This is a genomic window from Bradyrhizobium sp. HKCCYLRH2047, from assembly GCF_051168175.1.
Taxonomy (GTDB): domain Bacteria; phylum Pseudomonadota; class Alphaproteobacteria; order Rhizobiales; family Xanthobacteraceae; genus Bradyrhizobium.
In genome coordinates, this window is the sequence record NZ_JBNPUM010000012.1 from 46,605 (window position 1) to 68,545 (window position 21,941).

Sequence of the window (21,941 nt, forward strand, 5' to 3'; positions counted from 1 at the left end):
GTAAGCGAAGCCGCCATACGAGTGCAACGCTCGTCGGCGGATCTTCCAGGCGCCGCCGAGGGTCCCCTCCCCGCGCGCCGAGACGCGAGGAGGGAATCGGCTCAGCCCTTCGCGAGCTGCGCGTCGAGGTCGTGCAGCACCTGGTAGCAGGGCAGCACCTGGGCAACGGACGCGTTGGGCTCGCGGCCCTCGCGGATCGCGGCGAAGAACTCGCGGTCCTGCAGCTCGATGCCGTTCATGGAGACATCGACCTTGGAGACGTCGATCTTCTCCTCCTTGCCGTTCACCAGATCGTCGTAGCGCGCGATGTAGGTGCCGGTGTCGCCGATGTAGCGGAAGAAGGTACCGAGCGGGCCGTCATTGTTGAACGACAGCGACAAGGTGCAGATCGCGCCATTGGCGGCCTTGAGCTGGATCGACATGTCCATCGCGATGCCCAAGGTCGGATGGATCGGCCCCTGGATCGCATTGGCCTTCACGATCGGCGAGCCCGCCTGGTAGGCGAACAGGTCGACGGTGTGCGCGGCGTGGTGCCACAGCAGATGGTCCGTCCAGCTGCGCGGCTGGCCCAGCGCATTCATATTGGTGCGGCGGAAGAAGTAGGTCTGCACATCCATCTGCTGGATGTGAAATTCGCCGGCCTTGATCTTCTTGTGCACGAACTGGTGGCTCGGATTGAAGCGGCGGGTGTGACCGCACATCGCGACCAGCTTGGTCTCCTTCTGCAGCTCGACCACCTGCTGGGCGTCCTTCAAGGAGTCGGCGAGCGGAATCTCGACCTGCACGTGCTTGCCGGCCTTGAGGCAGTCGATCGCCTGCGCCGCATGCATCTGGGTCGGCGTGCAGAGAATGACGGCGTCGACCTCCGGCAGCTTGAGGCTGTCGGCGAGCTCAGTCGCGACGTGCTTGATGCCGTATTTGTCGGCGACTTCCTTGGTCTGGTCGAAGCGGCGGCCGACCAGCGACACCACCTCGACGCCATCGATGTTCTTGATGCCGTCGAGATGCTTGATGCCGAAGGCGCCGGCGCCGGCGAGCGCGACCTTGATCGTCTTGGCCATTTAGTTGTTCTCCAGGATCAGATGGCCGACCGCGGTGTTGCTGGCCGGCACATGATAGAAGCGGTGGCGCACGGTCGGAGCGTTGCCCTTCTTGGTCTCGTTGACGTCGCTCATGGCGCCGCGCGCGATCAGCCACATCACGAGCTCGATGCCCTCGCTGCCGGCCTCTCGGACGTAGTCGATATGCGGCACCTTGGACAGGCCTTCGGGATCGTTGATCAGCTTGTCGAGGAACATGTTGTCCCATTCCCGGTTGATCAGGCCGGCGCGCGGGCCCTGCAGCTGATGGCTCATGCCGCCGGTGCCCCAGATCTGCACGTTGAGCGGCTCGTCATAGCTCTCGATCGCCTTGCGGATCGCCTTGCCCAGCATGAAGCAGCGGCGGCCCGACGGCACCGGATATTGCACGACGTTGACGGCGAACGGGATGACGGGGCACGGCCAGGCATCGACCTGGCCGAACACGAGGCTAAGCGGCACGGTCAGGCCGTGGTCGACGTCCATCTTGTTGACGATGGTGAGGTCGAAATCGTCCTGGATCACCGACTGCGCGATATGCGCGGCGAGCTTCGGATGCCCGATCACCTTGGGCACCGGGCGCGGCCCCCAGCCCTCGTCGGCCGGCTGATATTCGGCTGCGGTGCCGATCGCGAACGTGGGAATCATGTCCAGGCTGAAGGCGGTCGCGTGGTCGTTGAAGACCAGGAACACCACGTCCGGCTTCTGCTCCTTCTCCCACTGCTTGGCGAAATCGTAGCCGGCGAACACCGGCTTCCAATAATCCTCGCCGGTCTTGCCGAGGTCGAGGGCGGCGCCGATCGCCGGCACGTGCGAGGTGAAAACGCTTGCGGAGATTTTTGCCATTTACTTCTTCTCCCCGGTGTAGCGGTTGCCCTCAACCGAGCGGCCGCCCTTGATCATCATCTCGCGATACTGGTCTTCAGTCATGCCGGTCATGCTGCCGGCCATCTGCTGAAAGCTCTTGCCGTCGGTCGCGCCGATCTTGGCGAGGAAGTAGATGTTGCCACCAAGCGCAATGCAGCGGTTGAGGTCGCGGTCGAGCACGGCCTGCTTCTGCTCCTCGCTCATCGGCCATTCGTCGAGATAGGCGCGCTCGTTGGCCTTGAAGCGGGCGCGGTTCTCCGCCTTCATCAGCGACATGCAGAACTGGTTGAGGTGATAGCCCATCCGCGACATGTCCGCGTCGAAGATGGTCGTGCCGGGAACGTCGGTATAGGGTTTGTCGAGCGACATCGCTTCCCTCCTTCAGGATTCTTCGGGCCAGTACAGCCGCATCGGATTGTCGACCAGGAGCTTCTGCTGCAGCTCCGCGGTGACGGCGATGTGGGGAATGAAGTCGACCAGCAGGCCGTCATCGGGCATGTGGTCCTTGAGGTTCGGGTGCGGCCAGTCGGTGCCCCACAGCACGCGATCCGGGAAAGTCTCGACGATGCGCTTCGCAAACGGCACCACGTCGCGATAGGCGTTCTGCTCGCCGTTCAGCGCTGGCGGTCCCTTGACCGAGAGACGCTCCGGGCAGCTCACCTTGGACCAGACGTTGGAATGCTCGCGCATGAACTTCACGAACAGCTCGAACTCCGGGCCATCGACCGGCTTGGTCACGTCAGGACGACCCATGTGGTCGACGACGACGGTGGTCGGCAGCGACGTGAAGAAGTCCCACAGCTCGGGCAGGTCGACGGCTTCGAAATAGATCACGACGTGCCAGCCGAGCTTGTTGATGCGGTTGGCGATCTCGATCAACTCGTCCTTCGGCGTGAAGTCGACCAGGCGCTTGACGAAGTTGAAGCGGACGCCGCGCACGCCGGCGTCGTGCATCGCCTGCAACTCGGCGTCGGTGACGCTGCGCTTGACGGTGGCGACACCGCGCGCCTTGCCGTTCGAATGCGCCAGCGCATCGACCATCGCGCGGTTGTCGGCACCGTGGCAGGTCGCCTGCACCACGACGTTGCGGGCGAAGCCGAGATGGTCGCGCAGCGCGTAGAGCTGCTGCTTGGAGGCGTCGCAGGGCGTGTACTTGCGCTCGGGCGCGTAGGGGAATTCGGCGCCAGGGCCGAACACGTGGCAATGCGCGTCGACGCTGCCGGCCGGCACCTTGAAGCGCGGTTTCGACGGGCCGTCGTACCAGTCGAGCCATCCCGGGGTCTTCTGGAACTCCATGAGGTTCCCTACTCCTTGGACTTGATCTTGTTAATGATACGATCGGCCTCGGTGCGCCAATCCGGGCTGCGCGCGAACTCCTTGGTGCCGCGCATGCCGAACAGGCCCTCATCGGCGAGATCGGCGACCCAGGCCTGGCGCTCGGCGGTGCCGTCCGCCGACCACGGCGTCAGCCCGATGTCGCGTACGGTCTCGGCCACCTCCCTCACCTCCTCGGCGCGGCGGCGGCCATGCTCGATGACCCGCTGAAAGAAATAGGCGCCCTGCTTCTCCCAGTCGATCCCGGGAAAGGTCTCCTTCAGCGAGGCCAGCACCGCGTCCTCGACGCCATAGGCGCGGGCGGTGGTGAAGCTCTCGATCACCATCGCCTCCAGGCCCTTGATCATGATGCTGCGGCACATCTTTGTGGCCGAGGCCACGCCGAGCTTGTCGCTGGCGGGCTTGGCGGCAAAGCCGAGATCGTTGAGCAGCGGCGCCAACTCGCGCGCACCGGCACCGCCGAGCAGCAGCGGCACCTTGATGCGATAGGGCGGCACCGAGGTCATCACCGCGCCTTCGACATAGCGGCCGCCGGCGCCGTCGATCAACGCGGCCGCGCGCTGCTTGGCGCCGGGCGAAGCCGAGTTGAAGTCGAGGAACCACGCGCCTGGCTTGATCTTCGGAGCGCAGGCTTCCGCCACCGCCACGTCCTGACTGGCGGTCACTGCCGAGACGATGAAGTCGGCCTGCGCCGCCAGTTCGGCATGCGAGGCCGCGAGCGTCACGCCGATGCCGTCGGCATGGCTGCGCATGGCGTCGCCGCGGCTGTCGGCAAGCTTCACATCATAGGCCGAGACGCGCACGCCATCCTTGCGCAGATCCTCGGCGAGTATCTTGCCGACCTCGCCGTAGCCGATCAGCCCGACATGCCACTGGTTCGACGCCGCGGTCATCGCTGCTCAATCGATGTATTTGAGCCCGGCCTTCGCCAGCGGCTCGCGCATCTTGTACATGTCGAGGCCGAGCACGCCCGACGCCAGCTTCTCGCGCTTGTCGGCCTCGTTGGCCTCGCGCGCCGCGGCCGCATCCGCCGCCTGATGTGCGACCGCGGCCGGCACCACGACGATGCCGTCGACATCGGCGACGATCACGTCGCCCGGATTGACCGCGGCGCCGGCGCAGACGATCGGGATGTTGACCGAGCCGAGCGTCGCCTTGACCGTGCCGCGCGCGGAGATCGCGCGCGAGAACACCGGGAACTGCATGTCGGTGAGATCGGCGACGTCACGGACGCCGCCGTCGATGACGAGGCCCTGCGCGCCGCGGGCGCGGAAGCTGGTCGCCAGGAGATCGCCGAAGAAGCCGTCGGTGTTCTCGACCGTGCAGGCCGCGACGACGACGTCGCCGGGCTGGATCTGCTCGGCCGCGACATGCAGCATCCAGTTGTCGCCGGGCTGCAGCAGCACGGTGACGGCCGTGCCGCACATCTTGGCGGTCGGATAGATCGGGCGCATGTAGCATTGCATCAGGCCGACGCGGCCCATCGCCTCGTGGATGGTGGCGACGCCGAACTTCGACAGCTTCTCCACCGCCGCCTTGTCGGCGCGGTTGATCTTCGTCTTGACGATGCCGAGATTGTTCATGGGGGTGCTCATATCGCCTGCCCTTTAGATTACTTGCCCTTGGCCTTCAACGCGGCGTCGAGACGCGGGAACACGCGCCGCGCATTGCCTTCGTAGATCTGGTGGCGCTGCTCGGGGGTCAGCTTGGCGGCCTCGATGTAGCGCTTGGTGTCGTCGTAGTAGAAGCCGGTCTCCGGATCGATGCCGCGGACGGCGCCGATCATTTCCGACGCGAACAGGATGTTGTCGATCGGGATCACGCCGGTCAGGAGGTCGATGCCCGGCTGGTGATAGACGCAGGTGTCGAAGAAGATGTTGTTGAGCAGATGGTCCTTCAACAGCGGCTTCTTCAGCTCCTGGGCGAGGCCGCGGAACCGGCCCCAGTGATACGGCACCGCGCCGCCGCCATGCGGGATCAGGAACTTCAGGGTCGGGAAGTCCTTGAACAGGTCCGACGTCAGGCACTGCATGAACGCGGTGGTGTCGGCGTTGAGATAATGCGCGCCGGTGGTGTGGAAGCAGGCATTGCAGCTGGTCGAGACGTGGATCATCGCGGGGATGTCGAGCTCGACCATCTTCTCGTAGATCGGATACCAGTGCCGGTCCGACAGCGGCGGCGAGGTCCAGTGGCCGCCGGACGGGTCCGGGTTCAAATTGATGCCGACGAAGCCGTACTCCTTGATGCACTTCTCGAGTTCGGGAATGCAGGTCTTGGGGTCCACGCCCGGCGACTGCGGCAGCATGGCGACGCCGATGAAATTGTCCGGGAACAGCTTGCTGACGCGGTAGCAGAGCTCGTTGCAGATCCCAGCCCAGGTCGAGGACACCTGGAAGTCGCCGATATGGTGGGCCATGAAACTCGCGCGCGGCGAGAACACGGTGAGGTCGCTGCCTCGCTCCTTCATCTTCTTGAGCTGGTTGCTCTCGATGCTCTCGCGCAGCTCATCGTCGCTGATCGAAAGCTCCGACGCCTTGGGCATGACGGAGGGATCCTTGATGCCCGCGATCTGCCGGTTGCGCCACTCTTCGAGCGCCTTCGGAGCCGTCGTGTAATGGCCGTGCACGTCGATGATCACGTCAGTCTCTCCCTCAGATTGTCTCGCGAGCCAGCTAGCGCCTTCAATGCGCCGCCACGGGGGCGCCGACATCCTTGCCGCTGGCGCGGCCTCCCGGTCCCACGACCTGCTTTACCACAAGGGCGAGCGCCGCGATCAAGCCGGGAACTGCGATCACGGTGAAAATCTCGCTGAAGGTCAGGTGCCGCGCGGTCAATTCGGCGACCAGAAAGGAGCCGGCGATACCGCCGAAGCGGCCGATGCCCATCATCCAGGCGACGCCGGTGGCGCGGCCCTGGGTCGGATAGAACGCCGCGGCCAGCGCCGGCAGCGACGACTGCGCCGTGTTCATGACGACGCCGGCGACGAACACGATCACCACCAGGAAGCCCATGTTGCCGGCGGCCTGCCCGATCAGGAAGATCGTGACCGCCGTCAGCGCATAGCCGACCGCGACGATGCGGTTGGCGTTGAAGCGGTCCATCAGCACGCCGAAGAACACCGCCCCGACTCCGCCGAGCGGGAACAGCGCCGAGATCAAGGTCGCGGTCTGCGGATTCAGCCCGACATCCTTGAACAGGATCGGCATCCAGTTGATCAGCGAATAGAAGATCACCAGGCCCATGAAATAGGTGACCCACAGCATCAGCGAGCCCACACGCAGCACCGGCGACAGCACCATGCCGATGCCGGTGGCATTGACGCGCCGGGTGGTCTCGGCATGCTCCGGCTCCAGCATCACGAACTGGCCGACTTCGGAGGCGGCAGAAGAGACCCTGCGCATGACCTTACGGACACGCTCCACACTGGCGCCTCGCGACAACAGGTAATGCACCGATTCCGGCAGGATCGCGATCAGCAGCACCGTCAGCACCAGCGGGGTGACGCCGCCGAGCACCAGCACGCTGCGCCAGCCCCATTGCGGGATCATCCACGCCGCGAGAAAGCCGCCGCATGCCGCGCCCAGCGGAAAGCCGCAGAACATCAAATTGGTCATGGTCGCGCGCAGCCGGCCCGGGCAATACTCGCTGAGCAGGGTCACGGCATTCGGCATGGCGGCACCGAGGCCGATACCGGTGACGCAGCGGAGCACGGTGAGCTCGGTGAGGTTGCTCGCGAACGCCGAGGCAAGACAGGCGATGCCGAAGATCAGCACGGAGCCGACCAGCACCAGCTTGCGGCCTAGACGATCGGCGATAGGCCCTGCGAACAGCGCCCCGCCGGCAAGGCCGAACAGCGCCGCGCTCAGCACCGGTCCCAGCGCCGACTTCTCGATGCCCCACTCCTTCAGGAGCGACGGCGCGATGAAGCCGATCGCCGCGGTGTCGAAGCCGTCGAGCAGCACGATGACGAAGCCGAGCGCGAAGATCAGCCACTGGAAGCCGGAAAACGGGTGGTCGTCGAGAAAGGCCTGGACGTCGACACGGGCGGTCGTTGGCATCGCTTCTGCTTCCTTGGGGTGCTGTTCTGGCGCATCAACCGAGGTCCGCAGACGCCCGTTCCTCGCGTGGTCGGGTCTTGCAGCTTCGGCAGCTTGACAGGCTATGTGACGGACAGGGACAGCGCGCACCAGCGCCCGGGGGCTTCTATCAGCTATTCCGAAACGGCATAAGATATCACATGAGCCATGCTGAATTTAGAATGGGTCTGGAGAGGCCGCCACAGCCGCTTGGGCGCAACGTCGAGGCTCACACCTCCACCTCCCCAGGCGACGCTGCTACACTTGCTCCCCAGGCGACGCTGCTACACTTGAAGATCGGAGCTTTGCGCTCGCGTGTCTCCAAGTCGTCAGGGCCGGGCTTGTCCCGGCCATCGACGTTGGTCGGCATCCTGGGAATGACGTGGATGCCCGGGACGAGCCCGGGCATGACGGAGTAACTCACTGGCGGGGTTGCTCGTCCCAGGAGTCCGATATCTTCACATGCCCGCCTTGAACCTCCAGGGGACAATGGCGCCGCCCGAACCGAACTGACGCAGCGCTCAGCGCGGCAGCTTCCTGATCAACGCGGTCGCCAGCTTGATCGTCTGCTGCGCCAGCGGCGTCGGGCGCTTGTGCGCCGAGGTGACGAAGCACAGCACGCTTGTCGGGGCCGGCTCGGTCAGGGGCCGGATCGCGAGTTCGCCGGCGCGGCCCGAGGCGGCGACGCCGCTCGGGGTCAGCACCGCGTGGCCGTAGCCGGCGCAGACGAGATCGATGATCGAGGGCACGCTCGACACCTCCCAGGCGATGTCGAGCTTGATCCCGGCGAGCGCGGCCTGCGTCTCCAGCAGGCGCCGCATCGCGTGCACCCGCTCCGGCATGATCAGGCTGTAGCGCGACAGCTCGGCCATCGGCAGCGGCGCGGTGACGCGGCGCTTGCTCTTCGGCGCGTGGCTGACGAGGGCGAGCGGCTCCTGCAGCACCGGCGTGATCTCGATGCCGGCCTGCGCCTCGGGATTGTAGACCATGCCGACATCGATGCGGCCCGTGGTGACCCACTCGACCACATGCGTCGACAGGCCCTCGACCACGGCGAGCCGCGCCGCCGGATATTCCTTCCGGAAGCGATCGATCAGCGGCAAGGTCAATTGCCGCGCGATGCTCGGCGGCAGGCCGATGGTGACGCGGCCGACCGGCGCATCGCGGCTGGCGCCGAGATCCTCGCGCGCATGCGCCACCAGCTGCAGCACGCCGACGCTGTGGTCGAGCAGCCGCTTCCCCGCTTCAGTCAGTTCGACGCCGCGCCCGTTGCGCGCGAACAGCTGCTGCTTCAATTCCGATTCCAGCGCCCGCACCTGCCGCGACAGCGCCGGCTGCGCCACGTCGAGCACGGACGCGGCCTTGCTGAACGAGCCGAGCTCGGCGACCTGGACGAAGTATTCGAGCTGCTTGAGGTTCATGGGCGGTGGCCCCGCGAATGCCCGTGGTGTGACGCGAACTCGGAGCCGCAAGCGCGCTGCAACCTCGCCCCGCTTGCGGGGCCGCGACGAGCTTCGCTCGCGCTGAGAGGTCGGATTGCATCGTCAGATGCAATCCGGGTGAGAGGGTACAGGTCTATCCGCGAACACCCCCCGCGCGGCTGCCCCTCACCCCAACCCTCTCCCCGTAAGAACGGGGAGAGGGAGCGCACCGTTGTTCTCATCTGACAGCGAGCTTTCATCAAACCCGCCTCATCTCAATTCAACACGTTCACCGAAAAATTCAGCACCGACGCAAACCCTACCCAACACGCATAGGGCACTAACAGCAGCGCCGCGATCCGGTCCTCGCGCCATTGCATGACGATGAAGATCACGATCAGCACGAACATGCTGGCGATGATCGCGAACGCGACCCACATCAGATGCGCGGTGAAGAACACGGGCGACCAGGCGAAGTTCAGCACCAGCTGTCCCCACCACACCTGCATCACAGCGCCGCTTTCGACCCGCTCATAGGTGCGCCAGCCGGCGACCGCAATCATGATGTAGAGCACGGTCCAGGCGATCGGAAACAGCCAGCCCGGCGGGGTGAACCAGGGCTTGTTGAGCGAGCCGTACCAGGCGCCGGGCATGTTGGAGGCGCCGATGATCCAGCCGCCTCCGACCACGAGGACCAGCAGGACGAGGAGATGCAGGATGGATCGGTTCATATTCCGCTCGGCGTGATTTACAGGAGGAGGTTCTCGGTCCGTCCGCTGGCGACCGGCAGCCATGCGGCTTGGGCACCCACGCACGCACTGGACAGGGCTGCCGGGTGCGCGTAGCCAGGACATAACACAATGCGAGGAAAAGTCAGGGTTTTCGCCCTGATACCAACGTCCAGGGACCGGAACGCCGATCACATCTGCGCCGGGTCCTGATACCAGGAAACGGAGTTTCGTCAGTGGCTGATTCCCCGGCCTCCCCTTCAGCCATCGCCTCGATCGCGGCCGTCGAAGCCGGCCTCGCCGCGCAGGGCTATATCGCCAGCCGCCAGATCGCCACCGCCGTCTACCTGTCGCAGGCGATCGACAAGCCGATCCTGGTTGAGGGGCCGGCCGGCGTCGGCAAGACCGAGCTCGCCAAGGCGATCGCCGCCTGGCGCGGCCTGAAGATGATCCGGCTGCAATGCTATGAGGGTCTCGATGAGGCCAAGGCGCTGTACGAGTGGAAATACGCCAAGCAGCTGCTCTACACCCAGATCCTGAAGGACAAGCTCGGCGAGGTGCTCGGCGGCGCCCAGACCTTGCATGCCGCGCTCGGCCAGCTGCATGATTTCGGCGACGTGTTCTTCTCCAAGGAGTTCGTCGAGCCGCGGCCGCTGCTGCAGGCGCTGCTCGAGCCAAACGGTTGCGTACTGCTGATCGACGAGATCGACAAATCCGACGCCGAGTTCGAATCGCTGCTGCTGGAGATCCTCTCCGATTTCCAGGTTACGATCCCCGAGCTCGGCAGCATCGCCGCCGCAAAGCCGCCGACGGTGATCCTGACCTCCAACTCCGAGCGCAATCTCGGCGACGCGCTCAAGCGGCGCTGCCTGCATCTGCACATCGGCTTCCCCGAGCAGAAGCTGGAGGAGCGCATCGTCGAGAGCCGCGTGCCCGGCATCGCGCAGAATCTGCGCCGGCAGCTCGTGGCCTTCATCCACGACGTCAGGACGCTCGACCTGAAGAAGCAGCCTTCGGTGAGCGAGACCATCGATTGGGCGCGCGTGCTGGTGCTGCTGCAGGCCGCTGAACTCGGCCACGAGGTGGTCAAGGACACGCTCAACGTGCTGCTGAAATACGAATCGGACATCGAGGTCGCGCTGCCGCAGGTGACGACCTTCGTCGCCAAGGCGCAGCGACAGAACATCTTCGGGTAGGCGCCATGCAGGAGAACCTGCATCGGTTCTTCCGGGCGGCGCGCGGCGCCGGCGTGCACGTCTCGCCGGCCGAGAGCATCGACGCCATGCGCGCGGTGGCGAGCGTCGGTCTCGCCGACCGCACGGTGCTGCGCGACAGCCTGCTGCTGACGCTCGCCAAGAGCGAGGACGAGAAGAAGGCGCTCGGCGCCTGCTTCGACCTGTTCTTCGCCCATGTCGATCCGGCGCAGGCCGAGGCGGATGACGAGACGCGGCAGGACGCGGCGTCGAAGGAGGCCCAGGCAGCTCCGCCATCATCGGGACAGCCGGCCGGCGCCGAGGCGGATGCAGAGCTTGGGCCCCTCGCCCAGATGCTGCTGACGCAGAACACGGCTGACATCTCGGCCGCGATCGCCAACGCGTCCAGCGCCGTCGGGCTGTCGGAGATCCGCTACTTCACCCAGCGCGGCCTGTTCTCCAGCCGCATGCTGGAGACGATGGGCATCCAGCGGCTGCGCGACGATCTGGATACGCTCACCGAAACCAATCCGGCATTGGCGGAGCGGCTGCAGGCCGGGCTCGACGGCCTGCGCGACACCGTGCGCGATGCCGTCGCGCAGGCGCTGGCGCTGTACGGCCGAGAAGAGACCGAGAATCTGCGCCACGAGATCCTGCGCAATGCCCAGCTCTCGCGCATCGAGCCGCGCCAGGTCGCGGCGATGCGGGCGCTGATCCGACAGATCGCGCGCCGCCTGCGCGAGCGCTATGCGAAGCCGCGCAAGCGCCAGCGCCGCGGCCATCTCGACGTCCGCCGCACGCTCCGCCGCAACGCCGCCTGGGGCAGCGTGCCCTTCCTCACCGCGTGGAAGCGACGGCACCGCGACCGCCCGAAGATCGTCGCGCTGTGCGACGTCTCCGGCTCCGTCGCCCGCGTCTCGGACTTCTTCCTGCTGCTGATCCACAGCCTGCACGACGTCGTCAGCGACGTCCGCTCGTTCGCATTCTCCGGCCACCTGATCGAGGTCAGCGAGATCCTGGAGCAGAAGCCGGCCGAGGAGGCCATGGCCGAGATCATGCACAAGGTCGGCTTCGGCTCGTCCGACTACGGCTCGTCGCTGGTCGATTTCGAGAAGCAGTTCATGGCCTCGGTGACGCCGCAGACCACCGTGATCATTCTGGGTGATGCCCGCAGCAACAAGCTCGCCCCGCGCGCCGACATCCTGAAAGCGATCTCGGAGCGCGCCAAGCGCGTGGTGTGGCTCAATCCAGAGGGCCGCATGACCTGGGGCTGGGGCGATTCAGAGATGCCGCGCTACCAGACCTTCTGCAACGTCGTCCGCCCCTGCGCGACGGCCCAGCAGCTCGAGCGCGCCGTGAGCGACATCGTCTCGGCCTATCAGTAGGCCACCGCTCTCACCCCGTCATTGCGAGCGAAGCAAGCAATCCAGGGGTGGAGCAAGGACTCTGGATTGCTTCGTCGCTGCGCTTCTCACCATGACGCCGAAAATTCGTAGGGTGGCAAAGCCGTCGTGCGGCGCAAGCCGCGCGATGGCGTGCCCACGGACAGTCCATCCGCGCAAGACGGCGGGCATGGCGCGAACATGTAACACGGACAAACAATCGCATTGCGGGCGCGCCTTTGCCCACCCTACGCACCGTCGGCGGAGCTACCTTGCCCCCGCCGCCCGCTTCAACAATGCCGCACGCTGCTGGTCCGTAAAACTCACCCCCGACTTCTTCTCCACCACGCGCACCGCCCACGACCGCATCGGATCGTCATCCACCCGCGCCGGCTCGCGCAGGATCGCGACGCCGATCTCCAGCATCTTGGCATCGGCCTGATGCTCGATGCCGCCGCCACCGGCGCTTGCCAATGCCAGCGCGCCGGCCGCAGCGCCGATGCCGGCGGCCAGCGCCGTCGCCACGAAGAGTTTCCAATCCAAGTCCACCCCCTGCTCTCATCCGCCCCTGGGCGGCCACGCTCGAACAGGTTGGTGGCCGCGACATGGCGATCCCGCGTCCATCGTTCGACAGAGGGCGCATCAGACGACCACAATTGTTCGACGAACGAAGCGCAATGCCTGCGAACTGTGATGTGCTGTGTGACTGCCCGTCGCGTTACCATGTCGCAGCGCTCGAGCCTTGTGTCGTCGGGCAAATCACGACGATGCTTGCGCCCAACCTGCTCCGGCGAAGAGGGGCGTACGCGTCGTCACGATACGTGGGGCAGGCTGCGGTGGACGCCGTTGCATCATGCGCTTGTTGCGCGGACGAGTGATGTCGTGGCGTACGGTGAAGTCGTGATGTCCTGATACCCCGACGCTGGTATCACCCGCGCAACGCGCTACGCGCGTTGTCGCGAACGCGACGAGGCTTCGCCTCGCGCGGAGGTGGCCAACAAGCCCGGCGCACCAGGGAGACCACGTATAAGCCGTCAAACATCGCGCAGGGAAGGCCGGCATGTTCGGCCCACCTGTGGTTCCTGCCCCGTGCATTTTTGATCGCACGGGGGCCGCGGGTGTGGTGGACACCCGGCCTTCCCTGCGCCCTCGATTTTCGCCGGGGGTGATCGACCAGCAAAGCTCGGGCCGACCAGCCGCGAGAGCGCGATGTCATATTCCAGATTCGACCGATCAAAGACGGGCCCCTGCCGGCAGCACCCGCCCTCAGCGCGGCACCACCGCAGTCGCCTCGATCTCCACCCGCGCGGCCTTCTCGACCAGCCTGACGACCTGCACCAGGGCCATCGCGGGATAATGACTGCCAAAGATCTCGCGATAGATCTTCCCAAGCTCCTTCAGATGGCCGAGATACTCATCCATGTCGACGACATACCAGGTCAGGCGCACCAGGTGCTCCGGACGCGCATGGCCCTCGGCCAGGATTGCGGAGATGTTTTCCAGCGCCTGCCGCACCTGCGCGACGAAGCCGTCGGCGAGCGTCTCGCTCGCGTCCCAGCCGATCACGCCGCCGGTGACGACGATGCGCCCCTCGGCGCTGATGCCGTTGGCATAGCCCTTTGGCATCGGCCAGCCGCTCGGCTGCAGCACGCGCATGCCCTCGGCCTCATCCTGCTTCACCACGGCCAGCGTGGGCGCCTTGGTCGTGCTCACGACTGTGCCTCCTTATCGATTGTCAGCGCCGGACGGCGGCGCGGCCACGCCTTGCGCCAGCTGCCGCAGGGCAAAGCGCTTCAGCTTGCCGGTCTCGGTCTTGGGCAACTGTGTCACGAACTCGATCGCACGCGGATATTTGTACGGTGCGATCTCGCGTTTGACATGCTCCTGCAGCTCGGCCACCAGCGCCGGCGTGCCTTCGGCTCCCGGCGCCAGCACGACATACGCCTTCACGACCATGCCGCGCGCGTCGTCAGGCGCGCCGACGACGCCGCACTCGGCAACCGCCGGATGCGTCAGCAGCGCCGCTTCCACGTCAGTGCCGGCGATGTTGTAACCCGAGGATACGATCATGTCATCGGAGCGCGACTGGTACCAGAAGTAGCCGTCCTCATCCATCACATAGGTGTCGCCGGTGACGTTCCAACCGTTCTGAACATATTTGCGCTGACGCTCGTCGGCGAGATAGCGGCAGCCGGTGGGACCGCGCACTGCGAGCCGCCCCATCGTGCCCGGCGGCACGTCGCGGCCCTCGTCGTCGACGATCTTGGCCTCGTAGCCCGGCACCGGCTTGCCGGTGGCGCCGGGGCGGATCTCGTCCTCGATGGCGCTGATGAAGATGTGCAGCATCTCGGTCGAGCCGATGCCGTCCATCAGCTTCAGCCCGGTCGCCTTCAGCCAGGCGTCGAAGGTCGGCTTCGGCAGGGTCTCACCGGCGGAAACGCATTTGCGCAGCGAGGAGATGTCGCGCCCCTCGAGCTTGCTCAGCATCGCCCGATAGGCGGTCGGCGCCGTGAAGCAGATCGTGGCCTTGGTGCGCTCGATGGCCGCGAGCAGATCGTCCGGCGAGGTCTTTTCCAGCACGACATAGGATGCCCCGATATGCATCGGAAACAGCACGCCGCCGAAGCCGAAGGTGAAGGCGAGCGGTGCGGTACCGATGAAGCGGTCGCTCTGGCTGGCGCGCAGCACGTTGCGGGCGTAGCCGTCGCACACTGCGAGCATGTCGCGGTGAAAATGCATGGTGCCCTTGGGATCGCCGGTCGTACCGGAAGTGAAGGCGATCAAGCAGAGATCGTCAGAGGCGGTGTCGACTGCGGTGAACTCCGGGCTGGCATCGGCGATCAGCGCTTCCAGCGCGCTGGGCTGGCCGTTGCCCCAATAGACCACCTGCTTCAGCGCCGGCGCGATCGGGCGGGTCTTTTCCATCTCGTCGGCGAGCTTGCCGTCGCACAAGGCCAGCGCGATCTGCGCCTTCTGGATCGGATAGGACAGCTCTTTGGCACGCAGCAGCGGCATGGTGGCGACCACGATGCCGCCGGCCTTGATGACGGCCAGATAGGTGGCAACCATCATCGGATTGTTGGCGGAGCGGAGCAGCACGCGGCCGCCGGGCACGAGGCCGAGCTTGCCGACCAGGACGTTGGCGATCCTGTTCACCAGGGCCTGCAGCTCGCGATACGTGTAGCCGATGTCAGCGCTGATGATGCACGGCGCATCGCCCCGCCCCTCAGTCACCCAGCGATCGACGAAATGCGTCACGCAGTTCAGCCGCGGCGGATATTGGAATTCGGGCCGGCTGAAGACGAAGTCAGGCCACAGCTCGCGTGGCGGCAGATTGTCCTGGGCGAAGGTGTCGACGTGAGCGCTGTGCGCATGCGCAGTGGCGCTCTCCGGCTGCTGAACCTTGGCGGCAGTGGCCATCACACGCTCCTGTCTGAAGGGAAGAACGCCCGGCACGTTTCAGTCCTAAACATTTTAGACTTAAAACATCTGGACGCAAGAGCCGAAGATAGCCGAAGATTGTGCACTGCCCGCAAATTGTTTGAGCGTTTGCCGCGCGTGGCAGCGTGGCGTGCGACGTCCTGTCAGGCCCGCTTCAATCCTGCCGGCGCTGCACGGCCTTCTGCGCCGACCCCTTGGTCTTGGCGAGCAGCCGCATCAACTCGCGCACGTCCTTCTCCGTGAGATCGCCGAAGATATCCGCGATCCAGGTCTCGTGCTCGGCCGCCATCTTGCGGAATTCGGCGCGGCCGAGCTTGGTCAGCCGGATCACCTGGACGCGGCGGTCGGTATCGGAGGTGCGGCGATCCAGATGGCCGGATTCGACGAGGCGCTCGACCAGTCCGGTAACGTTGCCGTTCGAGACCATCATGCGCTTGGAGACGTCGGACAGGGTCATGCCATCAGGCGCCTTGTCGAGCTGCGCCATCAGGTCGAAACGCGGCAGGGTCACGTCGAAACGCTCACGCAGCCGGCTGCGGATCTCGCCTTCGATCAGCGTCGTGCAGGTGAGCAGGCGCAGCCACAGCCGCAGCTCCTCGGCATGGTCCTCGGGCAGCTCGACGGCCTTGGTCTCGGAATCAAGCGTCATGACGGAATCACTTGGGCACGTTCAGCCTCGTCTGGCGAGGCTCGTGAGTTTGACCTTCAGGACCTCCCGGGAGCAAGGAAAAATGTACCGTCATTTTGCGCAGGACGATGAGGCGGCAATTCCTTTAACCTTCAAGCAATTGGCGCGGCGCTTGCATGCGTGCCGAAACTGCCCTTTCCGCAAGCAGCTCGCTTGCGGCTGAGGGCGTCATCAGACTAGGCTTGTGACCAAGCTGCGGTCTGGCCCATCGTTTGGTCAGGTGCAAAAAACATAAACCTGAAATTCCGCATCCCGGGGGAGTTGTCATGAAAATGAGTTCGAAGCTGGCCGGTCTCGGCGTCGGTCTTGGCATTGCTGCGAGCCTGCTCGCCCAGCCGACGCTGGCCGCCGACAAGATCAAGATCGGCGTCATCGTCACCCTCTCCGGCCCCGCCGCCGCGCTCGGCGGCCAGGTCCGCGACGGCTTCAACCTTGCCATCAAGGACCTCGGCGGCAAGATGGGCGGCAAGGACGTCGAGGTGGTCGTCGCCGACGACGAGCTCAAGCCGGACGCCGCGATCACCAAGGTCAAGGGCCTGCTCGAGCGTGACAAGGTCGACTTCGTCGTCGGTCCGATCTTCTCCAACATGCTGCAGGCGATCCACCGGCCGGTCACCGAGAACAAGACCTTCCTGATCAGCCCGAATGCCGGTCCGTCCAGCTACGCCGGCAAGGAGTGCAGTCCCTACTTCTACGTGACCTCGTACCAGAACGACCAGGTGCATGCCGTTCTCGGCAAGGTCGCGCAGGACCGCGGCTACAAGAAGATGTATCTGCTGGTTCCGAACTACCAGGCCGGGCGCGATTCCGTCGCCGGCTTCAAGCTCGGCTACAAGGGCGAGATCGTCGAGGAGTCCTACGTCCCCCTCAACACGCTCGATTTCCAGCCCGAACTGTCCAAGATCTCCTCGCAGAAGCCGGACGCCGTGTTCACTTTCATGCCGGGTGGCATGGGCGTGAACCTCGTCAAGCAGTTCAAGCAGGCCGGCCTTGCCGACACCATTCCGGTGCTCTCGGCCTTCACGGTCGACGAATCCACGCTGCCTGCGCAGCAGGACGCCGCGGTCGGAATGTTCGGCGGCGCCAACTGGGCGCCCAATTTCGACAATCCGCAAAGCAAGAAGTTCGTCGCCGGCTACGAGGCCGCCTACAACAGCGTGCCCGGCACCTACGCCATGCAGGCTTATGACGCCGCGCTTTTGATCGACAGCGCCGTGAAGGCGGTCAATGGCGACCTCAGCAACAAGGATGCGGTGGCCGCGGCGCTGAAGAAGGCCGATTTCGCCTCGCTGCGCGGCAACTTCAAGTTCAACACCAATGGCTACCCGATCCAGGACTTCTATCTGACCAAGGTCGCCAAGCGGCCCGACGGCAAGTTCCAGACCGAAATCGTGCAGAAGGTGTTCGAGAACTACGCCGACCGCTACGCCAAGGATTGCGCGGCCAAGTAACAACAGGGAGCGAAACCAACATGAACCATCCGGAAATCGCCGGCATCACCCGGGCCAATGAGGGCATCCAGGGCATCTCCTGGAACATCCTCGGCCAGGTCTACGTGCCGAAGAACCGCACCGAGCACAGCTTCTCCTGGCATGCGACGTTCCCGGTCGGCACCTTCGTGCCGCCGCACATCCATCCCGACCAGGACGAGTATCTCTACATCCTCGAAGGCCGGCTCGATTTCTTCCTCGACGGCGCCGAGGAATACGCCACCGCCGGCGACACGGTGCGGCTGCCGATGGGCAAGCCGCACGGCATCTTCAACAAGTCGCAGCAGACGGCCAAAACGCTGTTCTGGGTGTCGCCGACGCGGCGGCTCTACGAGCTGTTCTGGGCGATCCACAACATGCGCGAGCAGAACCCGGACGACGTGGTGAAGCTCGCCGCCGAGCACAACATCCACTTCCTGCCCCCGCCTCCGGGGGCGTGAGGCGGGCTGGTGCTTGGGTTCGAACTATACCACAGAATGCAGTCGGCTGCCTCTCCCCGTTGTTACGGGGAGAGGGCTGGGGTGAGGGGCAGTCCGGAAAACGGTGCTCGACGCTGACTTACGACGCCTGCCGCGTCACCATCCGCGCGGCAAAGCCGGCCCGGCTGGCATAGCCGCGCACGATGCCTTCGCGGGCTTCGTAGTTGAGGATGGTGTTGATGTCGCTGAACCCCTGCGGCGCGAGCTGCTCGACGGCATCGATGACGCCCTCGGGGCCGCCGCGACGGTTGGACGCGACGATCTCGGCCGTCATCGGCAGCCGCTTCTGCTCATAGGTCATCAGCGCCTGGCGCGGATGCTCGGAGCGGGCCAAGGCATCGGCGAGCGCTCGGGCATCGAGAATGGCCTGCGAGGCGCCGTTGGAGCCGACCGGGTACATCGGATGCGCGGCGTCGCCCAGCAGCGTGACGCGGCCACTCGACCAGTAAGGCAAGGGATCGCGGTCGCAGCAGGGATATTCCCAGAACTCCGGCGTCGCCCGCACCATCGCGGCGAAGTCGACCTGGGGAATGGAGAAGCCGTTGACATGCGGCATCAGCTCGTCGGCCTTGCCGAGCCGCGACCAGTCCTCACGCCGCGGCGGCGCGGTGTTGGCATCGCCGATGCGCACCAGCACGGCCCAGTTGGTGAGGCGGCTCGCGGGGCTCGAGCCCTCGGCGATCGGATAGATCACCGCCTTGGCGTTGAGGCCGCCGGCGATGATCATCGAACGCCCGGTCAGGAACACCGGCCAGTCGGTGGCGCCGCGCCACAGCATCAGGCCGTTCCAGCACGGCGCGCCCTCGTTCGGGAACAGCGTCTGCCGGACCTTGGAATGGATGCCGTCGGCGCCGATCAGCACGTCGCCGCGGGCGGTGTGGACATGGGCGCCGGTGCGGTCGAAGAAATACGCGGTGACCCCGCCCTCATCCTGGGTGAAGGCGCCGAGCCGGCAGCCGGTGTGGACCTTCTCAGGCCCGAGCCGCTGCATCACCGCCTGATGGATCACGCTCTGCAGACGGCCGCGGTGAATCGAGAATTGCGGCACATCATGGCCGGCATCGAGCCCGCGGGTCTCGTGCCAGACCTCCTGGCCGCGCCGGGTCAGGTAGAACAGCTCATAGGTCCGGATGGCGACCTCGTCGAGCCGGTCGAGCAGCCCGAGCTGGGCGAGCTCGCGGATCGCGTGCGGCAGGGTGTTGATGCCGACACCGAGCTCGCGGATTGCATCCGCCTGCTCGAACAGCTCACAGTCGATGCCGCGCGCCCGCAGCATCAGAGCCGTGGTCAATCCGCCGATACCGCCGCCTACGATGATCGCCTTCATCGTCCCCTACTCCACTCGTACTTCGCATACCGGGCGGCAGCGTTGCACAGCGGCTCACTCCGCCGCAAGCGGCTTCGCAGCCTCGGCCTTCAGCTCGGCCCGCGTTTTCGGCTTAGCCTTAATCTTCAGCTCCTCGAAATCCTGCCGGTCGCGGACGCTGTTGCGGAAGATCTGCTCCTTGCCCGGCAGATATTGCGGTGGACAGAACATGTCGGCGCCGTACCAGGCCGCGGCCTTCATCGTGAAGGCGGGGTCGACCAGATGCGGACGGCCGAGCGCGACGAGATCGGCGCGGCCGGCGGCGAGGATGGTATTGACCTGGTCGGCCGAAGTGATGTTACCGACGCACATGGTGGCGACATCAGCCTCATTGCGGACCTGGTCCGAGAACGGCGTCTGGAACATGCGGCCGTAGATCGGCTTGGCCTCGCGCACGGTCTGCCCGGTCGAGACGTCGACGAGATCGACGCCCGCCTCGCCGAAGGCGCGGGCGATCAGCACCGCGTCGTCACCAGTGATGCCGCCCTCGGCCCAGTCGGTGGCGGAGATGCGCACCGACATCGGCTTGTGCGCCGGCCACGCCGCGCGCATCGCCGCGAACACTTCCAGCGGGAAGCGCAGCCGGTTCTCCAGCGAGCCGCCGTACTCATCGGTGCGCCTGTTGGTCAGCGGCGAGATGAAGCTCGCGAGCAGATAGCCGTGGGCGCAGTGCAGTTCGAGCATGTCGAATCCGCAGCGGTTGCCGCGCTCGGCCGCAGCGACGAAGTCGGTCTTGATCGCATCCATCGACTGGCGGTCGAGCTCGCGCGGCACCTGGCTGTCCGGGAAATACGGCAATGGCGACGCCGACACCACGTCCCAGCCGCCCTGCTCCAACGGCCGGTCGATGCCGTCCCACATCAGCTTGGTCGCGCCTTTGCGGCCGGCGTGGCCGAGCTGCAGCGCGAACTTCGCCTGCGAGTTCGCATGGACGAAATCGACGATGCGCGTCCACGCCGCCTCCTGTGCGTCGTTCCACAGACCGGCGCAGCCGGGCGTGATGCGGGCACCGCGGCTGACGCAGGTCATCTCCGTGAACAGCAGACCCGCGCCGCCGATCGCGCGCGAGCCGTAATGCACCAAGTGGAAATCGCCAGGGACACCTTCCTCCGCCGAGTACATGCACATCGGCGACAGCACCGCGCGGTTCACGATTGTCATCTCGCGCAGCTTGAGCGGCTGGAACATCGGCGCCAAGGGCTTCTCGACATCGACATCAAAACCCTTGGCGCGGACCTGGCGCGCGAAGGCCTTGTCAACCTCGGCCACGAAGTCCGGCGCGCGCAGAGTGAGATTGTCGTAGGTGATCGCTTTCGAGCGCGTCATCACGCCGAACGCGAACTGAACCGGATCGAAATCCCAGAAGCGGTCGACATGCTCGAACCAGACCAGCGACACGTCGGCGGCGTGCTGGGTCTTCTCGACCTCCTCGCGCCGGCCATGCTCGTAAAGATCGAGCGCCGCTGGAATGTTGGGCGCGCGCTGCATGGCGTCAGCCAGCGCGATCGCGTCCTCCATCGCAAGCTTGGTGCCCGAACCGATCGAGAAATGCGCGGTCGACTTGGCGTCACCGAGCAGCACCATGTTGTCCCTGACCCAGCGCTTGTTGCGGATCATCGGGAAATTGCGCCACATCGAGCGGTTGATCAGCAGCGGATGGTCGCCGAGGAACCAGCCGAAGATCTCCTTCATGCGATCGGCGGACTGCCGCTCGTCGAGCCCGGTCAGGCCGGCGCGCTCGAAGGTCTCGGGATCCGTCTCGAATATCCAGGTCGAGTGCCCCGCCTCATACTGATAGGCGTGCGCAATGAACGGGCCCCACTCCGTCTCCTGGAAGATGAAGGTGAAGGCATCGAGCGGCTTGGTCGAGCCCATCCACGCGAACTTGTTGGCGCGCAGGTCGACCTCGGGCTGGAAGTGATCGACATACTTCTGGCGGAAGCGGCTGTTGATGCCATCCGACAGGATCAGGAGATCCGCATCAGCGAATTGCGACTCGTCCTCGAGGTCGACCTCGAACTGCAGGGTCACACCCAGCTCGCGCGCTCGCTCCTGCAGGATGCGCAGCAGCGTGCGGCGCGAGCAGCCGCAGAAACCATTGCCGCCGACCCGGTGGACCGTGCCGCGGAAATGCACGGCAATATCATCCCAGTAGGCGAACTCCTGGGTGATCCGCTGGTAGCTCGGCAGATCGTGCTTCTCGAAATTGTCGAGCGTGGCGTCCGAGAACACCACGCCGAAGCCGAACGTATCGTCGGCACGGTTGCGCTCGTAGACCGCGATGTCGGCGCTGGGCCGCTGCTTCTTGAGCAATATCGCCGCATAGAGACCGGCAGGTCCGCCGCCGATGATCGCGATCTTCATGAGCGCCTCCGCTGGAGAGCCGAGCCAATGAA

At 65.5% G+C, this 21,941-nt stretch carries 20 protein-coding genes; 4 read left to right on the forward strand and 16 right to left on the reverse strand.

All coding sequences use genetic code 11. From position 1 onward, the window contains the following. Positions 1 to 101 precede the first annotated feature (101 nt). The 10 genes from ACQR1D_RS25620 to ACQR1D_RS25665 form a co-directional block, all read right to left on the reverse strand. Positions 102 to 1,061, reverse strand: a complete 960-nt coding sequence (locus tag ACQR1D_RS25620; RefSeq protein ID WP_315802434.1) for a Gfo/Idh/MocA family oxidoreductase — start codon at positions 1,059 to 1,061, stop codon at positions 102 to 104. After that, the gene (locus ACQR1D_RS25625; RefSeq protein WP_315802433.1) at positions 1,062 to 1,925 is read right to left on the reverse strand and encodes a class III extradiol dioxygenase subunit beta; all 864 of its coding nucleotides are present in this window, start codon (positions 1,923 to 1,925) and stop codon (positions 1,062 to 1,064) included. After that, positions 1,926 to 2,315 carry a protocatechuate 4,5-dioxygenase subunit alpha gene (gene ligA, locus ACQR1D_RS25630; RefSeq protein ID WP_257168873.1) on the reverse strand — a complete coding sequence of 130 codons (390 nt, stop codon included), beginning with the start codon at positions 2,313 to 2,315 and terminating at the stop codon, positions 1,926 to 1,928. A gap of 12 nt (positions 2,316 to 2,327) precedes the next feature. After that, complete coding sequence (locus ACQR1D_RS25635) at positions 2,328 to 3,242, reverse strand: amidohydrolase family protein (protein WP_316183236.1); 915 nt, start codon at positions 3,240 to 3,242, stop codon at positions 2,328 to 2,330. Positions 3,243 to 3,250: 8 nt separating this feature from the next. Next, positions 3,251 to 4,174 carry a DUF1932 domain-containing protein gene (locus ACQR1D_RS25640; protein WP_434891124.1) on the reverse strand — a complete coding sequence of 308 codons (924 nt, stop codon included), beginning with the start codon at positions 4,172 to 4,174 and terminating at the stop codon, positions 3,251 to 3,253. Positions 4,175 to 4,180: 6 nt separating this feature from the next. Next, positions 4,181 to 4,864, reverse strand: a complete 684-nt coding sequence (gene ligK / locus ACQR1D_RS25645) for a 4-carboxy-4-hydroxy-2-oxoadipate aldolase/oxaloacetate decarboxylase (protein ID WP_316238990.1) — start codon at positions 4,862 to 4,864, stop codon at positions 4,181 to 4,183. A 29-nt stretch (positions 4,865 to 4,893) separates the two neighbouring features. Next, positions 4,894 to 5,919: an amidohydrolase family protein gene (locus ACQR1D_RS25650; RefSeq protein WP_316183233.1), complete on the reverse strand. Its 1,026-nt coding sequence runs from the start codon at positions 5,917 to 5,919 to the stop codon at positions 4,894 to 4,896. Positions 5,920 to 5,962: 43 nt separating this feature from the next. Beyond that, positions 5,963 to 7,339: an MFS transporter gene (locus ACQR1D_RS25655; RefSeq protein WP_316238989.1), complete on the reverse strand. Its 1,377-nt coding sequence runs from the start codon at positions 7,337 to 7,339 to the stop codon at positions 5,963 to 5,965. A gap of 539 nt (positions 7,340 to 7,878) precedes the next feature. Then, a complete protein-coding gene (locus ACQR1D_RS25660; RefSeq protein ID WP_434891125.1) occupies positions 7,879 to 8,778 on the reverse strand; it encodes a LysR family transcriptional regulator in 900 nt (299 codons plus the stop codon). A 275-nt stretch (positions 8,779 to 9,053) separates the two neighbouring features. After that, positions 9,054 to 9,467, reverse strand: coding sequence for a TspO/MBR family protein (locus tag ACQR1D_RS25665; protein WP_434847023.1), 414 nt, complete (start codon positions 9,465 to 9,467; stop codon positions 9,054 to 9,056). Between the two features lie 275 nt (positions 9,468 to 9,742). On the opposite strand from ACQR1D_RS25665, the gene ACQR1D_RS25670 reads away from it, so the two are divergent. Both ACQR1D_RS25670 and ACQR1D_RS25675 read left to right on the forward strand, forming a co-directional pair. Next, entirely contained in the window at positions 9,743 to 10,702 is a 960-nt protein-coding gene (locus tag ACQR1D_RS25670) for an AAA family ATPase (protein WP_315802426.1), read from the forward strand. A gap of 5 nt (positions 10,703 to 10,707) precedes the next feature. After that, on the forward strand, positions 10,708 to 12,084 hold the full coding sequence (locus ACQR1D_RS25675; protein WP_434891126.1) for a vWA domain-containing protein: 1,377 nt from the start codon (positions 10,708 to 10,710) through the stop codon (positions 12,082 to 12,084). Positions 12,085 to 12,348: 264 nt separating this feature from the next. On the opposite strand, the gene ACQR1D_RS25680 is transcribed toward ACQR1D_RS25675, so the two are convergent. The 4 genes from ACQR1D_RS25680 to ACQR1D_RS25695 form a co-directional block, all read right to left on the reverse strand. Then, positions 12,349 to 12,624: a hypothetical protein gene (locus tag ACQR1D_RS25680; RefSeq protein WP_316218456.1), complete on the reverse strand. Its 276-nt coding sequence runs from the start codon at positions 12,622 to 12,624 to the stop codon at positions 12,349 to 12,351. A 723-nt stretch (positions 12,625 to 13,347) separates the two neighbouring features. Beyond that, positions 13,348 to 13,794, reverse strand: coding sequence for a RidA family protein (locus ACQR1D_RS25685; RefSeq protein WP_315802423.1), 447 nt, complete (start codon positions 13,792 to 13,794; stop codon positions 13,348 to 13,350). A gap of 12 nt (positions 13,795 to 13,806) precedes the next feature. Next, on the reverse strand, positions 13,807 to 15,501 hold the full coding sequence (locus ACQR1D_RS25690) for a benzoate-CoA ligase family protein (protein ID WP_434839764.1): 1,695 nt from the start codon (positions 15,499 to 15,501) through the stop codon (positions 13,807 to 13,809). A gap of 175 nt (positions 15,502 to 15,676) precedes the next feature. Then, on the reverse strand, positions 15,677 to 16,171 hold the full coding sequence (locus ACQR1D_RS25695) for a MarR family winged helix-turn-helix transcriptional regulator (protein WP_315751998.1): 495 nt from the start codon (positions 16,169 to 16,171) through the stop codon (positions 15,677 to 15,679). Positions 16,172 to 16,476: 305 nt separating this feature from the next. On the opposite strand from ACQR1D_RS25695, the gene ACQR1D_RS25700 reads away from it, so the two are divergent. Both ACQR1D_RS25700 and ACQR1D_RS25705 read left to right on the forward strand, forming a co-directional pair. After that, positions 16,477 to 17,661, forward strand: a complete 1,185-nt coding sequence (locus ACQR1D_RS25700) for an ABC transporter substrate-binding protein (protein WP_434839765.1) — start codon at positions 16,477 to 16,479, stop codon at positions 17,659 to 17,661. A 20-nt stretch (positions 17,662 to 17,681) separates the two neighbouring features. Then, positions 17,682 to 18,140 (forward strand): cupin domain-containing protein, encoded by a 459-nt coding sequence (locus tag ACQR1D_RS25705; RefSeq protein ID WP_315751999.1) that lies wholly within the window; start codon positions 17,682 to 17,684, stop codon positions 18,138 to 18,140. A gap of 118 nt (positions 18,141 to 18,258) precedes the next feature. Here ACQR1D_RS25705 and ACQR1D_RS25710 read toward each other — a convergent pair whose 3' ends face one another. Together ACQR1D_RS25710 and ACQR1D_RS25715 are read right to left on the reverse strand one after the other, a co-directional pair. Beyond that, on the reverse strand, positions 18,259 to 19,506 hold the full coding sequence (locus tag ACQR1D_RS25710) for a flavin-dependent oxidoreductase (RefSeq protein WP_316238985.1): 1,248 nt from the start codon (positions 19,504 to 19,506) through the stop codon (positions 18,259 to 18,261). 54 nt (positions 19,507 to 19,560) lie between these two features. Further along, complete coding sequence (locus ACQR1D_RS25715; RefSeq protein ID WP_434839766.1) at positions 19,561 to 21,909, reverse strand: bifunctional salicylyl-CoA 5-hydroxylase/oxidoreductase; 2,349 nt, start codon at positions 21,907 to 21,909, stop codon at positions 19,561 to 19,563. Positions 21,910 to 21,941: the final 32 nt, after the last annotated feature.